The organism is Pararhizobium sp. P1_E7 (assembly GCF_056405855.1).
In genome coordinates this window covers 42,397-57,371 of sequence record NZ_JBFUBH010000015.1, presented here as the reverse complement: position 1 = coordinate 57,371, position 14,975 = coordinate 42,397, and the positions used below count along the sequence as shown (strand labels likewise).

Sequence of the window (14,975 nt, the reverse complement as noted above, 5' to 3'; positions counted from 1 at the left end):
AGGTTTACCGGATGAGCCGCAAATAGGCAATTCACCCGGTAAACAATCCCTTAAGAAGCGTAGCCGAGCTCGCGCAGTGCCGCCGCATCGCGGGCGGACACGTCGGGGAACGCCGCATCGCTGCCGACATCGGATGTGATGCGCCAGGACCGGGCGCATTTGACGCCTTGGGCCAGCGCCGGCTCGACACTGACTGTCGACAGGTCATCAAGCCGGAAAGCGCCCTCAGGCCCCTTGCCCTCGACGATAGTGACGCCCGAGGTGATGCAGATTTCAGCGAAGTCCTGGCCTTCCAACGCCTTCAGCAGGCCGGCATCGGCGACGTGCACGACCGGAGCTGCCTCGAGCGAGGAGCCGATGCGCTTGTCGCGGCGCTCGACCTCAAGCGCACCCGTGACGGCACGGCGCACCTCGCGGACCTTCTTCCACTTCTCGGCCAAAGCCTCGTCGCGCCATTCGGCCGGCACGAGCGGGAACTGCTCCAGATGCACGGAAACCGCCGACGGATCACGCGACAGCCAGGCTTCTTCCGTGGTGAACGGCAGAACCGGGGCAAGCCAGGTGACGAGGCAATCGAACAGCTTGCGGATGACCGCGAGCGAGGCGCGGCGGCGCAGGCTCGACGGCGCGTCGCAATAGAGCGCGTCCTTGCGGATGTCGAAATAGAAGGCCGACAGCTCGATGTTCGAGAAGTCGATCAGGGCACGGGCGATCCGCTTGAAATCGAAGGCGTCGTAGCCTTCGCGCACGAGCTGATCGAGTTCGCAGAGGCGATGCAGCATCAGGCGTTCGAGTTCAGGCATATCGGCAAAGGCGATATCCTCTTGCCTGTCATGCGCCAGCGTGCCGAGCATCCAGCGGATGGTGTTCCTGAGCTTGCGATAGCTGTCGATATTGGTCTGGATGATCGCCTTGCCGAGACGCTGGTCTTCCCAGTAGTCGGTGGTGGCGACCCAGAGGCGCAGGATATCGGCGCCCGATTCCTTCATCACGTCCTGCGGGGCAACGACATTCCCCTTGGACTTCGACTGCTTCTCGCCCTTCTCGTCCATGGTGAAGCCATGCGTCACAACGGCATTGTAGGGCGCACGGCCACGCGTCGCGCAGCTTTCGAGCAGCGACGAATGGAACCAGCCGCGATGCTGATCGGAGCCTTCCAGATAGACATCGGCCGGCCATTTCAGGTCCGGGCGATCTTCCAGTGTGAAGGTGTGCGTACAGCCACTGTCAAACCAGACATCGAGGATATCCATGACCTGCGTCCACTTGGCATGGTCATGATCTTTGCCAAGGAAACGGTCCTTGGCGCCCTCGGCGAACCATGCATCCGCGCCTTCGGCCTCGAAAGCCTCGAGGATGCGGGTGTTGACGGCTTCGTCGATCAGCACTTCGCCCTCGACGTCGGCAAACACGGCGATCGGCACGCCCCAGGCGCGCTGGCGCGACAGCACCCAGTCGGGACGGTTTTCGATCATCGCACGCAGGCGGTTCTGGCCGGCGGCCGGCACGAAGCGGGTCTCGTCGATGGCCGAAAGCGCCCGCGAGCGCAGCGTCGTGCCATCGGCAAGGTCCTTGTCCATATAGACGAACCATTGCGGCGTGTTGCGGAAGATCACCGGCTTCTTCGAGCGCCACGAATGCGGATAGGTATGCTTCAGGCGGCCGCGGGCAAACAGCGTGTGGCGGGCGATCAGCGCCTTGATGACGCGGTCGTTGGCATCACCCTTCTTGCCCGTGTCATCGATGACGCGGGCGGCGCCGCCTTCGGCGTCAGGGCCGAAGCCGGGCGCATCGGTGGTGTAGAAACCGGCGTCGTCAACAGGGAACGGGATCGTCGAGGAGATGCCGCGCGCTTCGAGTGCCCGGGCATTGTCCATCCAGGCATCGAAGTCCTCGCGGCCGTGGCTGGGAGCGGTATGGACAAAGCCGGTACCGGTATCGTCGGTGACATGTTCGCCGTCGAGCAACGGAACCTGGAAGTGGTAGCCGCCGCCGAGACCGTGCAGCGGGTGAGCGCAGGTGATGCTGGACAACTCGCCTTCCTCAAGGCCACGCACCAGATTGAGCGTCACCTTGGCTCTCGCGGCGCATTCGCCGGCAAGGCGGGTGGAGAAGATCAGCTTTTCGCCTGGTTGCGGACCGAAGTCGTTTTCGGCGGCCGTCACTTCGAAGAGGCCGTAAGGGTAGCGCGACGAATAGGCGATGGCGCGGTTGCCCGGAATGGTCCAGGGCGTCGTCGTCCAGATGACGACGAAGGCATCCTTCAGGCTCTCCGGCCCCTCGACAACCGGGAATTTCACCCAGATCATGTCGCTCTCGACATCCTGATACTCGACCTCGGCTTCCGCCAGTGCCGTGCGCTCGACGACCGACCACATGATCGGCTTGGAGCCGCGATAGAGCTGGCCGGACTTGGCGATCTTCAAAAGTTCGCCGGCAATGCGGGCCTCAGAGTGGAAGGCCATGGTCGTATAGGGATTGTCGAAGTCGCCCTCGATGCCCAGGCGCTTGAACTCTGCCGACTGGATCTTGATCCAGTCAGCGGCGAAGTCGCGGCATTCCTGGCGGAATTCGTTGACCGGGACCTCGTCCTTGTTCTTGCCCTTGGCGCGATAGGCTTCCTCGATCTTCCATTCGATCGGCAGGCCATGGCAATCCCAGCCCGGGACATAATTCGCATCAAAGCCGCGCATCTGGAACGAGCGGGTGATGATGTCTTTCAGGATCTTGTTCAGCGCATGGCCGATATGGATATTGCCGTTGGCATAGGGCGGGCCGTCATGCAGGACGAATTTTTCGCGGCCGGCGGCGGAAGCGCGCAGCTTCTTGTAGAGGCCCATCTGCTGCCAGCGGGCAACGGTCTCCGGCTCCTTCTGCGGCAGGCCGGCGCGCATCGGGAATTCGGTTTCCGGCAGAGAGAGGGTCTTGGAATAGTCTAGCTTTTCGGCGGTATCGGTCATGGTTTCAGCAATCATATCTGGGCGCGTGTCGCCGCGCATGCGAACGGGATATCATAAGGGATAACGGAGGGCGCCTCAGGGAAGCACCGAAAACCCGGACCTTCCGGCGGCTATCAAAGCGCTGGGAAGGCCGGGCCAATAATTCGCTGATCACGTATCAATCGACGATATCGGGTCATGGTGGCGGGTTGTTTAAGCGGTTTTTGTGCGAAAAGGAAGATGACAACGGCAAAGTTTCAAAGAACGATGTACTGCGTGGTGATGGAACGCAATTTTCAGCGCATTATATGATATTGGGTCCGGTAGCGCGTTACCCATGGCAGGTTCGATGCGGGAGCAGCAGATGGTCAAACGGACATTTTTTGTAAAAGCAGTTTGGGACCCGGAAGCGAAGGTCTTTTATTCGGAAAGCGATATCGAAGGCTTCCATATCGAAGCCGGCACAGTCGACGAATTCGAAGAGATCATTTTCGATACCGCGATCGACCTGATCGTCGCCAACCACATGAGCCTGCCCGACCTCGCCGACACACCGTTGCGTGACCTCATTCCAGCCATTCTCTGGCAGAGACCGGAGGTCCCAGCGGCGGCATGATGGTGCAAGGCTACTACAGGATCGTCTGCGATATCCTTGTTTCTCTCGGCTATGAATACCTGACGAATGCGAAGGGCTCGCACGAAAAATGGCAGTCGCGCGAAACCGGTAAGATGGTGCTCGTTCCGCGAAACTTGAAAAGCCGTCATACCGCGAACGCCATCCTCAAGACAGTGGGCTCTGACCGCAAGCTTTGATCCCATCTTCAGGGAGCAAGCCTTGCTAATCGCATCAGGGTAGCTGCAGTTCCTCAGCCCTTCGGGTTTGCCAGTATCGCGGCGCGCAGCGCGTCGTTGATGCGGTCCTGCCAACCGGGGCCGTCATCCTGGAAATAGTGCAGAACGGCGCTGTCGAGCTTGATCGACACAAGCTCCTTGGTTTCCGGCAGTGCGCGTTTCTCGACGGCAGGTGCCGCCTGCTTCTTGACCGGCTTGAACAGGGCTTCAGCGGCGTCCATGGCGCTAACGGGCCGGCGGGGCGTGGTGGCCATCGGGGTCATCCTTTAAGGGGTTACATCGAAAGCAATCTTGCTGTCGATCACACTGAGCGGCTTGACGCCGGATAGCAATGCCCGGGCTTCCGCCTCGTCTTGCTTCATCTGCACCACCAGCGGGTCGAGGCCGTCGAACTTCAGCTCGTCACGCAGGTGCCCGAAGAAGGAGACGGAACAGATTTCGCCGTAGAGGTCGCCGGAAAAATCGAAGACGAAGGTTTCCAGCAGGGCAATGCCATCACTATCGACCGTCGGGCGCTTGCCGAAGCTGGCGACGCCGTCATGGATGCTGCCATCGGCGCGGCGGAAGCGCACGGCGTAAATGCCGTTCCTGAGCTCGACTTCCGGCGGAAGCTGCATGTTGGCGGTGGGATAGCCCAATGTGCGACCGAGCTTCTTGCCGCCGATCACATCCGATTCCACCGTATAGCGATATCCGAGCATTCCGGCGGCCTGGGACACATCGCCCTCGCCCAGCAACCCGCGGATATGGCTGGAGGAGATTACCGAAGCGTTTTCGTCGCGGAACGCATCGACCAGCGTCACGCCAAAGCCGTTTTCGCCGCCGGCCGCCATCAGGAAGGCCGGGCCGCCTTCCCTGCCCTTGCCGAAATGGAAATCGAAACCGGTGACCACGTGGCTGGCATAAAGCCAGTCCATCAGCACGGAGCGGATGAAGTCGGAGGCGGACAACTGCGAGAAGGTGCGGTCGAACGGATATTCGATGACGGCAGAAAAGCCCATGCCTTCGAGGATACGCGCCTTCAGCGGCGCCGGCGTCAGGCGGAAGACCGGCTGGTCCGGACGAAAGACGCTGCGCGGGTGCGGCTCGAATGTCAGAACCAGGGCCGGAACGCCGCGCGCCCGCGCTTCTTCCAATGCCCGGTTGAGCACGGACTGATGGCCGCGATGCACGCCATCGAAATTGCCGATGGCGATGACACCGCCGCGTAGCGCCTGTGGCAGAGGTTCGCGGGTCTCGTTGCGATGAAAAACCGTCATATCCGTTAGCCAGTCTTCTCTAGTGCAGGTCGATCAAGCCCAATCCGTCACGCCAGTCTCGGCATCCACCATTTCGGCGTGGCACCCTCGTTTTTCAGGAATGCCGTCAGCTTGGCTTCGTCGGTCTTCTCAACCACCATATATTCGGCCGCGTGGATGCCAGCGCTAATATAAAGCACATCGAGACCGAAATCCTGGGCGCCCCTGACATCCGTCGGCATGCCGTCGCCGACCGCGATCACCCGCGACAGGTCGAGCCCGCCGCGAACGGCCTTGGCTTCCGACAGCGACGCGCGATAGATCGGTACATAGGGTTTTCCCGAAATCCGGGTTTCGCCGCCGAGTTCCTCATAGACCTTGGCGATCGCGCCGGCGCAGGGGATCAGCTTGTGGCCGCGCTCGACGACCAGATCCGGATTGGCGCAGATGAACGGCACCTTGCGCTTGGCGAGACCGGAAAGCGTTGCGCGATAGTCGTCGGCAGTCTCGGTTTCGTCGTCGAAAAAGCCGGCGCAGACAACGATTTCGGCTTCCTCGGACGAGACCATGCTGACGCCCAGGCCCTCAAGCAGCGGCAGATCCTTTTCGGCGCCGATGAAATAGATCTTCTTCGGGCCGGCAGAGATCAGCGCACGGGTGACATCGCCGGAAGTGACGATACGGTCATAGGCGCTGTCCGGCACGCCAAGGCCGCGGATCTGGACGATGACGCCGGGATGCGGGCGCGGCGAATTGGTGATGAGAACGACGGTCAGCCCCTTGGCGCGCGCTTCAGTCAGCGCCTCGCAAGCCCCCTTGAAAGCCTCGACCCCATTGTGCAGCACGCCCCAGACATCGCACAGAACGACATCATAACGGCTTGCAATGTCGCGAAAACTGTTGATCCGAACGGCCATGCTGGCTTCCCGCAGAAAAAAATGGTCGGGGTGACATCGCAGGCAGGCGTTAAAAACACAAGTCTCCATCCGGAAAATGGCGGCTGAATTCCAAGGTTTCCGGCGCAGAATTCGGCGAAACCGCTAAAAGCTGCGGATCAGCCAACCGGCGGCCGCGCGGATGGCAACGGTTGTCACGACGCCACGCTTGAAGCGAGAGAGCGCGAAGGCTGCCAGAAGCGCCAGCCAGAATGGTGGCAGCTGGAAGGTCTGCCAGACCGGCAAAGGCATGGAAACCGGTCCTGCCACAAAGCGGCCCACCCCGAGGTTTTCCGTAGAGATAGTGTTATACGAGGCCATGATTTACGTCCTTTTCGAGGGACTGGACGCGACGTGATGGCATCATGCCTCGTGGGGCATTCGCAGACCCCATCGGCGAACTAGACGAAAAAAACGGAAACAACGGAAACCAAATCAGCCATTTTCCGGCCGCAAAGAAATCTTGCCGGCCTGTCCTTGACTCAATCGGCGGCCACCCCTATCTGCAAGCCGCTAGCACTCAAGCAATAGGAGTGCTAACATCCATCCAGCGGATCGCAGAGACGATCCGTGAAGTCATTTGATCGAGGGATTAGACAATGACAAGCACCAATTTCCGCCCGCTGCATGACCGCGTCGTCGTACGCCGTGTCGAGTCTGAAGCAAAGACCAAGGGCGGCATCATCATTCCGGATACCGCCAAGGAAAAGCCGCAGGAAGGCGAAATCGTCGCTGTCGGCACCGGCACCCGTGACGACAAGGGCGCTCTCATCGCTCTCGACGTCAAGGCTGGCGACCGCGTTCTGTTCGGCAAGTGGTCGGGCACCGAAGTCAAGCTCAACGGCGAAGACCTTCTGATCATGAAGGAAGCCGACATCATGGGCGTTATCGGCTGATCTGAGCCGGTTCCTACCTTTTCCACTTTCCATAAAACCAATTGGGCATCAGCCCGGGAGTTTTTAACATGGCAGCCAAAGAAATTAAGTTCGGCCGTACCGCGCGCGAAAAGATGCTGCGCGGCGTCGACATCCTCGCAGACGCAGTGAAGGTAACGCTGGGTCCTAAGGGCCGTAACGTCATCATCGACAAGTCGTTCGGCGCACCGCGCATCACCAAGGACGGCGTTTCCGTCGCCAAGGAAATCGAACTCGAAGACAAGTTCGAAAACATGGGCGCCCAGATGGTCCGCGAAGTTGCTTCGAAGACCAACGACATCGCCGGCGACGGCACCACGACGGCAACCGTTCTCGCCCAGGCTATCGTTCGCGAAGGCGGCAAGGCCGTTGCAGCCGGCATGAACCCGATGGACCTGAAGCGCGGTATCGACCTCGCAGTCGCCGCCATCGTCAAGGACATCGTTGCGAAGGCCAAGAAGATCAACACTTCGGAAGAAGTGGCCCAGGTCGGCACGATCTCCGCCAACGGCGAAAAGGAAATCGGCCAGTACATCGCTGACGCGATGCAGAAGGTCGGCAATGAAGGCGTCATCACGGTTGAAGAAGCCAAGACCGCAGACACCGAACTCGAAGTCGTCGAAGGCATGCAGTTCGACCGCGGCTACCTGTCGCCTTACTTCGTGACCAACCCGGAAAAGATGGTTGCCGAGCTGGAAGACGCCTACATCCTTCTCCATGAGAAGAAGCTCTCCAACCTGCAGGCCATGCTCCCGGTTCTCGAAGCCGTCGTTCAGACCGGCAAGCCGCTCCTGATCATCTCGGAAGACGTCGAAGGCGAAGCGCTTGCGACCCTCGTTGTCAACAAGCTGCGTGGCGGCCTGAAGATTGCTGCCGTCAAGGCTCCGGGCTTCGGCGATCGCCGCAAGGCCATGCTCGAAGACATCGCCATCCTGACCGGTGGCCAGGTCATCTCCGAAGATATCGGCATCAAGCTGGAAAACGTCACGCTCGAAATGCTCGGCCGTGCGAAGAAGGTTTCGATCACCAAGGAAAACACCACGATCGTCGACGGTCATGGCAAGAAGGCCGAGATCGAAGGCCGCGTTGCCCAGATCAAGGGTCAGATCGAAGAAACCACGTCCGACTACGACCGCGAGAAACTGCAGGAACGTCTTGCCAAGCTCGCTGGCGGCGTTGCCGTCATCCGCGTCGGCGGTGCGACTGAAATCGAAGTCAAGGAAAAGAAGGACCGTATCGACGACGCGCTGAACGCAACGCGCGCTGCCGTTCAGGAAGGTATCGTTCCTGGTGGTGGTACGGCTCTGCTGCGTGCCTCGATCGTTCTCGACCTCAAGGGCGCAAACGACGATCAGACCGCCGGTATCAGCATCATCCGCAAGGCACTTCAGTCGCTGGTTCGCCAGATCGCTGAAAACGCAGGCGACGAAGGCTCGATCATCGTTGGCAAGATCCTCGAAAGCAACACCGACAACTTCGGCTACAACGCCCAGACCGGCGAATTCGGCGACATGATCGCCATGGGTATCGTCGATCCGGTCAAGGTTGTCCGCACGGCTCTGCAGAACGCAGCTTCGGTTGCTTCGCTGCTGATCACCACGGAAGCCATGATCGCCGAGCTTCCGAAGAAGGAATCGGCTGGCGGCGGCATGCCGGACATGGGCGGCATGGGCGGCATGGGCGGCATGATGTGATAAGGCGTCTGCCTTATTACGAATGACGGCCATATAGCTTCGCCCATGATCCAAAGTGCTTCAGCGCGCCAAGCGCGCTGAAGTGGCGGCATGGGCGGCATGATGTGATAAGGCGTCTGCCTTATTACCAATGACGAGCATATAGCTTTCCGGGTTTCCGGATTGGGAAAGGGCAGGCCGCAAGGTCTGCCCTTTTTTAGTGCCTGTGTTGTGGTGGGAGGACGTTCCGCCAACAGCCTGCGGCTGGCTCATGGCCGGACATTGAAGATCATGCTCTGATTGTGCCGGCCGCAGGCCGCTGCAATCGGCAATATTAATCTTGGATCACAAAATATTTCTCAAAAGCCCATTGAAGCGGGAGAAAAAGCAATTATAACAACGCCCCAAGTGAACCACAGATTCACAGGGATCAGGAACCCGGATAAATTGCCAATAAAAACAGCGCAATTTTTCGGTATCAACTGCTTAGCCAACGTCCTTTTGATTCCAGCGCACAAAAGCCTATAGATTTTCCACGCATGCAATTTGTTTTGTCTTGCGGATATACGCGCCCAAGACCCTGAAAATTGAGCTTTCTATTTTTTGCAGCGAACCACGCCGCCCCGTCATAATTTGCCGCGCCGTCCAGTCTGTTGTGAAATGGAAATTGTTTCTTGTGAACACTTACGGGAACAGACGAATGAATTTCGGATTTTGTGAATTTGCCGGGGTCCGCCTTGTTTAAAATTGCAACCGCAGGCCTTTCACAGCCGCCCGGCGCGGATTCCTTTGCCCGTGGCGAAAGCGGGCTGGATCCGCTCGATCAATTCTGTTTTTCCGAAGGCTGGTCGGGCGATCTGTCGAACGGCCTGTTCCATCTCGGTGAAAGGGCTGCTGCGATGCACGGCCTCGATCAGGGGGAATGCGGCCTGCTCAATCTGGTGCGCTGCTATGACAGCGCCGACCGCAATCATGTACTGGCCCTTTTCGAGCAGGCAGCAACGGCCTCCTCGTCCTTCTGCTTCTCGACCACGATCATTCTGCCGTCCGGCCAGAAACAGCCGGTTTTCTGCGTCGGTGAATCCATCGGCCTGGAACAGCGCTATTCGGGCTCGATCCTCGGCGTGTTCTTCTTTCCCCGCTTCCAGCTGGAAGCACGGGCGCGCGTTTTCACCCAGCATCAATAGCGAGGCCTACACCAAGTCTCGACGATAGAGACTTGGTATTAGCCGCTACGGCAGAAGTGTCTTCAGGTCGGTCTGCGGGTCTTCAAGGCTGGTGCGATCCGGCGTCAGGCCGAGATCGATGAGCTTCTTGCCGGTGACATAGGCCTTGGCGTCATTGAGCGCATCGACGGCAATCAGCTTGCCGCCTGTGAAATACCACACAGAGACGCTGCCTTCGCGCTGTCCCTTGCGCACCACCGTCTCGTCGTGACCGAGGCCAAAGCCGGCGATCTGCAGCTTGACGTCGTACTGATCCGACCAGAACCAGGGTTTGGGCTCATAGGGCGCCTCGCCGCCGGCCAGGAGCGCTGCCACCGCCTCGGCCTGATCGACGGCGTTCTGCACCGATTCCAGTCGGACGCGCATGTTTTTCCATGGCAGCACGGCGCAATCGCCCATGGCATGGATGGCGGGATCCGAGGTCCGGCCGAAACGATCGACGACGATGCCATTGGCAACCTCCAGGCCGGCAGCCTGCGCCAGCGCATCGTTGGCGGTCACGCCAATACCGACAATCACCAGATCGACCGGAATGGTCGAGCCGTCGGTCAGTTCCGCGGCCGTCACCCGGCCGTCCGTTCCGATGAGCCGGACAAGGCCGGTGCCCTCGCGGATATCGACACCGCGCGACGTGTGGATGTCCTTGACGAGATAGGAGGTCGCAACCGAAGCGACACGCTGCAGGATGCGGTCGGCCATCTCGATGACGGTCACGTCAAGCCCGCTTGAGCGCGCTACGGCTGCCGCTTCCAGGCCGATATAGCCGCCGCCGATGATCAGTGCATGTTTTCCGGGCTTCATTTCATCGGCAAGGCTGTCGGCATCGGTGAAATCGCGCACGACGAAAACGCCATCGAGATCGCCGCCGACGCTGGCCGGCAGCTTTCGCGGCGTCGAGCCGGTGGCAAGCGCGAGCACATCATAGTCAAGCGTTGAGCCGTCGCTGAGAGTGACCGTCTTTGCAGCGCGATCGATCGCCGTCACCGAGGTCGAGAGGCGGATATCGATATTGTGCTCGCCGTACCAGCTTTCCGGCCGGTAGAGCAGGCGGTCGAGGTCCATTTCGCGCAGCAGGTATTTCTTCGAGAGAGGCGGCCGCTGATAAGGGTGGCTTGCTTCCGACGCGACGATGGTGATCGGGCGCTCATCCTTCAAGGCCCGCAGTTTTGCTACCAAAGCAAAGGCGGCCTGGCCGCCTCCGACAACAACAAGTCTACCTGCCACGTTTGTTCCACCCGTCGAGAATGCTTCTTTCCCCCAGACGTAGCCTGTCCGCCCAAGCCCAGTCAACATGGGCTAATCGAGGGAATGGCGGGATCGGCACGATACGGCGAATGTCTGTGCTGGATTGCCCCGTCATCCCTTCTCCCCGTCAAAACGGGGAGAAGGTGCCCGACAGGGCGGATGAGGGGCCTTTGTCCTGTACTCTAGGTAGGATCAGTCGCGCCTGGGGATTTCCATGCCCCTTTGCACGGCCGGACGGGCAAGGCCGCGATCGACCCAGGCCATAACATTCGGGAAGCTTGCATATTCCAGAACATCGGCGCCGCCGTAAAACTTGCGGGCGCCCTCGATCCAGGGGAAGGTGGCGATATCGGCGATGGTATATTGGTCGCCCATCAGCCATTGACGGCCCTGAAGGCGCGCCTCCAAAACGCTCAGAAGGCGCTTGGACTCATCGCGGTAACGCTCCATCGGATAGGAATTGTTGGCGACTTTGTCGGCGGCGAATTTGAAGAAATGGCCGAACTGGCCAAGCATCGGCCCGACGCCGCCCATCTGGAACATCACCCATGCGAGTGTCTCGTAGCGCCCGGCAGCATCGGCTGGAATAAGCTTGCCGGTCTTTTCGGCGAGATAGACAAGGATGGCGCCGGATTCGAACAGGCCAATCGGCTTGCCGTCCGGGCCATTGGGATCGATGATCGCGGGAATGCGGCCATTGGGATTGAGCGAGATGAATTCCGGCGACTTCTGATCGTTGGTACCGAAGGAAATCAGGTGCGGCTCATAGGCCAGTCCGAGCTCCTCAAGCGCGATGGAAACCTTGACGCCGTTTGGCGTCGGCAGCGAGTAAAGCTGGATGATGTCGGGATTTTTGGCGGGCCAGCGGGTGGTGATCGGGAAAGCACTGAGATCGGCCATGAGGAACTCCTTGAGGTGGGAGTTCGGATATAAGACGGTCGTGCGCAAATTATCAGGGCGTCTGTCTGAAATTTTGAGCGCGGCTTTGAAACGGATCGAACGTCAGCGAGCGACAGATTGCGAACGGTAGCATTTTATCCTACTCTTTCATCGAACGAATTCCGGAGGTATCTCATGGTTGAAAAATTGAGCATTACGCTTCCCTCCGAAATGGTCGATGCCATCAAAAGCCGCGTCGAAGCTGGCTCCCACGCCTCGACCAGCGAGGTCATACGCGAAGCGATGCGGACATGGCTGCGGCAGGAACAGGAACATGAAGAGCGTCTCACGGGACTTCGCGCGCGTGTCCGGCATTCTCTCGAAGACCCTCGACCGAGCTTATCTGGCGAGGACGTGCGGGCGCGGCTCAACGCGCTTTATACGAAACACCAGAGTTGACGGGAAATGCAGCGCTTTCCGGTTGAGTATCACGCCGATGCCGTGGACGATATCGAGGGGCTCTTCAGCTACATACTCGAGACAAGTTTCGATGCGGTGACTGCAGCTCGCTTCACCGATCGTATTTTCGAACGCTGCGAGAAAATTGGAGATGCACCCTTTGGCGGCATTTCCAGGAACGATCTCGGTCCGGGTATCCGGATTGTCCCCTTCGAGCGAAAGGCCGTTATTCTCTACGTCGTTCGCGATCAGACTGTATGGATCACCAATATTTTCTCTGGCCGTCGCGATTACGCCGCCCTGCTGCGTCAAACATTGAAGGATGAATAACCCCACCCGCGACAGCATGTTTCAAGCATGACGAGCGGCCCGACCTGTCCCTCGGCCACCAAGGCTAGGCGACAGCCCCTTGCACCGCCGCGATAATCTTTGCCACCAGCGGATCGCCCGCATGCTCGGCCTTGCGCGCCCGCACCAGGCAGGCCTGCGACCGCAGCATGATGCCATCCGACAGGATCTTCAGATGGTTGGCTTTCAGCGTCGAGCCGGTCGAGGTGATATCGACGATGATATCGGCAGAGCCCGAGGCGGGGGCGCCTTCGGTGGCGCCGAGGCTTTCGACGATGCGGTAGAGCTGGATGCCGTGCTGGGCTGAAAAAAACTGCTGGGTCAGGCGCCAGTATTTGGTGGCGATCGCCAGCCTGCGGCCATGACGGGCGCGGAAATCGGCGGCAACATCGCCCAAATCGGCCATGGTATCGACATCGAGCCAGATTTCCGGCACGGCGACGACGACATCGGCATGGCCAAAGCCGAGCCGGGCGCAGAATTCGACGCGGGCATCGGCTTCCGACAGTCCTTCGCGGATCAGGTCTTCGCCGGTGACGCCGAAATCGATCGAGCCGCTGCCGATCTCGCGGGAAATTTCCGACGCCGACAGGAAGGCGATCTCAACATCGTCAAGACCTTCGACACGGCCGCRATAGGAGCGCTCGTTGCCGACGGCGACGATCTTCAGGCCCGCTTTTTCGAAGATGGCGGAGGCATCGTCCTTCATCCGGCCCTTGGACGGTAGCGCGATGGTGATGGTCATTGGGCCGCCTCCCCTTGTGGCTGCGTCAGCGCCTGCTCCATCCGGTCGAGCCAGAGCGCGAAGCCGACGGCCGGAATGCGTTCCTTTGCGCCCAGCAGCGTCATCAGCCGGTCGAAGCGGCCGCCACCGGCGAGAACCGCCGAAGACCCCTCGATGACGATCTCGAAGACCATGCCGGTATAATAGTCGAGCGGACGGCCAAAGGCGGCGCGGTAGGTGAGCCGTTTGGCGTCAACGCCGGCATTGCCAAGCGCTGCGACGCGCGCATCGAACCGCGACAGGGCGCCATCGAGCGTCAGGCCGGATTTTTCCGCAAACTGGAACAGCACCGCCGGCGCATCGGCAAGCGGCATGTTCAAAGACAGGAACTCGCGCAGAACGGCAAGCGTGCGGCCATCGAGCGCGGTCTTTTCCAGGGCACGCTTTTCCTTCAGTCGGGCTGCGATTTCCTTCGGGCTGCGGCTGGCATTGGTGGAATAGCCGGTCGCCTCCATTGTCTCATCGAGATGGGCAATCAGCGTCGCATCGTCGCCGGAGACAAGCAGCGCCTCGATCTCGGCGCTCAGCCCCGTGACCGGCTGCGGGCTCGACAGCCGCGTCAACAGGGCATCGATCTGGTTGGGATTGCCGAAGGCATGGATCAGGCGCTTCTGCCAGCCGGCAGGCAGGCCGCAGGCGGCAACCACGGCTTCAAATACCGATTGGTCGCCGAGCGTCACATCAAGCTTTTTGCCCGGCAGGCGCGCGGAAAGGATCGCGATGGCATCGCCGATGGCTCGCGCGTCGGCACCCGCCACATCCGTCTCGCCGAGATCCTCGATACCGGCCTGATAGAATTCGTTGGCCCCTTCCCGCCGCTGGCGGAAGATTTCACCGAGATAGGAATAACGCTGCGGCGTGCCGGTGGCGGTCTCGATATGGCGCAGGCAGACGGGAATGGTGAATTCCGGGCGCAGGCACAGGCTCCTGCCGGTCTCGCTTTCGGTCATGAAGATGCGGCGGCGCAGGTCTTCGCCGGCCATATCGAGAAACGGCTCGGCCGGCTGGATCACCGGCGTATCGACGCGCAGCGTTCCAAGCCGCTCGAAATCGGACAGCAGATCGGGGGCAAAGGCTGGAAGGTTGATCAGGGGCATGAACCGGCAGTTTTCCTTCAAGGCGCCAAAGATTGGATCAGTTCGATGCGGTTGCCGAACGGATCAAAAACATAGACCCGCTCATATCCTTCCAGCGGCTCATCTTCAACAACCCGGCAGCCCGCCGTCTTTAGGTTTTTCGCCAGAATAGCGACATCATCGACCAGAAACGCCGGATGAGCCTTCAGCGCAGGGCGAAAATCCGGCTCAACGCCCAGATGTACCTTCAGTGCGGCCGCCTCAAACCAGCAGCCGCCACGCTTGGCTAGATTGGCAGGTTTTTCCCGTTCCGGGATACCGAGCAGACCGGAATAGAAGGCGCGGGCCTGACCTTCTCCACCGGCAGGCATGGCGAGCTGGATATGATCGAGGCCCAGCAATGTCAT

The 14,975-nt window shown here is 60.1% G+C and carries 17 protein-coding genes; 7 read left to right on the top strand and 10 right to left on the bottom strand.

All coding sequences use genetic code 11. The annotated features are described in order from the left end of the window. Positions 1-50: 50 nt before the first annotated feature. Positions 51-2,960, bottom strand: a complete 2,910-nt coding sequence (ileS, locus tag AC1D17_RS16140) for an isoleucine--tRNA ligase (protein WP_477566388.1) — start codon at positions 2,958-2,960, stop codon at positions 51-53. Positions 2,961-3,303: 343 nt separating this feature from the next. Here ileS and AC1D17_RS16135 point away from each other — a divergent pair, with 343 nt between their 5' ends. Together AC1D17_RS16135 and AC1D17_RS16130 are read left to right on the top strand one after the other, a co-directional pair. Continuing rightward, a complete protein-coding gene (locus AC1D17_RS16135; RefSeq protein WP_477566387.1) occupies positions 3,304-3,555 on the top strand; it encodes a DUF1902 domain-containing protein in 252 nt (83 codons plus the stop codon). Then, positions 3,552-3,752: a type II toxin-antitoxin system HicA family toxin gene (locus tag AC1D17_RS16130; protein ID WP_477566386.1), complete on the top strand. Its 201-nt coding sequence runs from the start codon at positions 3,552-3,554 to the stop codon at positions 3,750-3,752. Before AC1D17_RS16135 ends, AC1D17_RS16130 begins: the two co-directional genes overlap by 4 nt. Positions 3,753-3,805: 53 nt before the next feature. On the opposite strand, the gene AC1D17_RS16125 is transcribed toward AC1D17_RS16130, so the two are convergent. The 4 genes from AC1D17_RS16125 to AC1D17_RS16110 form a co-directional block, all read right to left on the bottom strand. Next, positions 3,806-4,045 carry a BrnA antitoxin family protein gene (locus AC1D17_RS16125; protein WP_477566385.1) on the bottom strand — a complete coding sequence of 80 codons (240 nt, stop codon included), beginning with the start codon at positions 4,043-4,045 and terminating at the stop codon, positions 3,806-3,808. A 12-nt stretch (positions 4,046-4,057) separates the two neighbouring features. After that, complete coding sequence (locus tag AC1D17_RS16120) at positions 4,058-5,050, bottom strand: bifunctional riboflavin kinase/FAD synthetase (RefSeq protein ID WP_477566384.1); 993 nt, start codon at positions 5,048-5,050, stop codon at positions 4,058-4,060. A gap of 47 nt (positions 5,051-5,097) precedes the next feature. Further along, positions 5,098-5,946: a TIGR01459 family HAD-type hydrolase gene (locus AC1D17_RS16115; RefSeq protein WP_477566383.1), complete on the bottom strand. Its 849-nt coding sequence runs from the start codon at positions 5,944-5,946 to the stop codon at positions 5,098-5,100. 123 nt (positions 5,947-6,069) lie between these two features. Then, positions 6,070-6,285, bottom strand: coding sequence for a hypothetical protein (locus AC1D17_RS16110; RefSeq protein WP_477566382.1), 216 nt, complete (start codon positions 6,283-6,285; stop codon positions 6,070-6,072). Between the two features lie 278 nt (positions 6,286-6,563). Here AC1D17_RS16110 and groES point away from each other — a divergent pair, with 278 nt between their 5' ends. From groES to AC1D17_RS16095, 3 genes are all read left to right on the top strand, one after another. Beyond that, positions 6,564-6,860, top strand: a complete 297-nt coding sequence (gene groES, locus AC1D17_RS16105; protein ID WP_037124760.1) for a co-chaperone GroES — start codon at positions 6,564-6,566, stop codon at positions 6,858-6,860. 68 nt (positions 6,861-6,928) lie between these two features. Continuing rightward, positions 6,929-8,572: a chaperonin GroEL gene (gene groL / locus AC1D17_RS16100; protein WP_264222238.1), complete on the top strand. Its 1,644-nt coding sequence runs from the start codon at positions 6,929-6,931 to the stop codon at positions 8,570-8,572. Between the two features lie 716 nt (positions 8,573-9,288). Next, a complete protein-coding gene (locus AC1D17_RS16095; RefSeq protein WP_477566381.1) occupies positions 9,289-9,738 on the top strand; it encodes a hypothetical protein in 450 nt (149 codons plus the stop codon). A 45-nt stretch (positions 9,739-9,783) separates the two neighbouring features. Here AC1D17_RS16095 and AC1D17_RS16090 read toward each other — a convergent pair whose 3' ends face one another. Together AC1D17_RS16090 and AC1D17_RS16085 are read right to left on the bottom strand one after the other, a co-directional pair. Then, complete coding sequence (locus AC1D17_RS16090) at positions 9,784-11,001, bottom strand: NAD(P)/FAD-dependent oxidoreductase (RefSeq protein WP_477566380.1); 1,218 nt, start codon at positions 10,999-11,001, stop codon at positions 9,784-9,786. Positions 11,002-11,214: 213 nt separating this feature from the next. Then, positions 11,215-11,922 (bottom strand): glutathione binding-like protein, encoded by a 708-nt coding sequence (locus AC1D17_RS16085; protein ID WP_477566379.1) that lies wholly within the window; start codon positions 11,920-11,922, stop codon positions 11,215-11,217. Between the two features lie 174 nt (positions 11,923-12,096). Between AC1D17_RS16085 and AC1D17_RS16080 the strand changes: the two genes are divergently transcribed. After that, on the top strand, positions 12,097-12,360 hold the full coding sequence (locus AC1D17_RS16080) for a ribbon-helix-helix domain-containing protein (RefSeq protein ID WP_477566378.1): 264 nt from the start codon (positions 12,097-12,099) through the stop codon (positions 12,358-12,360). Between the two features lie 6 nt (positions 12,361-12,366). After that, positions 12,367-12,690, top strand: coding sequence for a type II toxin-antitoxin system RelE/ParE family toxin (locus AC1D17_RS16075; protein ID WP_477566377.1), 324 nt, complete (start codon positions 12,367-12,369; stop codon positions 12,688-12,690). 64 nt (positions 12,691-12,754) lie between these two features. Here AC1D17_RS16075 and hisG read toward each other — a convergent pair whose 3' ends face one another. Genes hisG through AC1D17_RS16060 form a run of 3 tightly spaced genes read right to left on the bottom strand, consistent with a single transcriptional unit; the run spans position 12,755 to position 14,975 of the window. Next, positions 12,755-13,453, bottom strand: coding sequence for an ATP phosphoribosyltransferase (gene hisG / locus AC1D17_RS16070; RefSeq protein ID WP_477566376.1), 699 nt, complete (start codon positions 13,451-13,453; stop codon positions 12,755-12,757). Then, the gene (locus AC1D17_RS16065) at positions 13,450-14,589 is read right to left on the bottom strand and encodes an ATP phosphoribosyltransferase regulatory subunit (RefSeq protein WP_477566375.1); all 1,140 of its coding nucleotides are present in this window, start codon (positions 14,587-14,589) and stop codon (positions 13,450-13,452) included. The genes hisG and AC1D17_RS16065 overlap by 4 nt, the downstream gene beginning before the upstream one ends. Positions 14,590-14,606: 17 nt before the next feature. Further along, positions 14,607-14,975 carry a VOC family protein gene (locus AC1D17_RS16060; protein ID WP_477566374.1) on the bottom strand — a complete coding sequence of 123 codons (369 nt, stop codon included), beginning with the start codon at positions 14,973-14,975 and terminating at the stop codon, positions 14,607-14,609.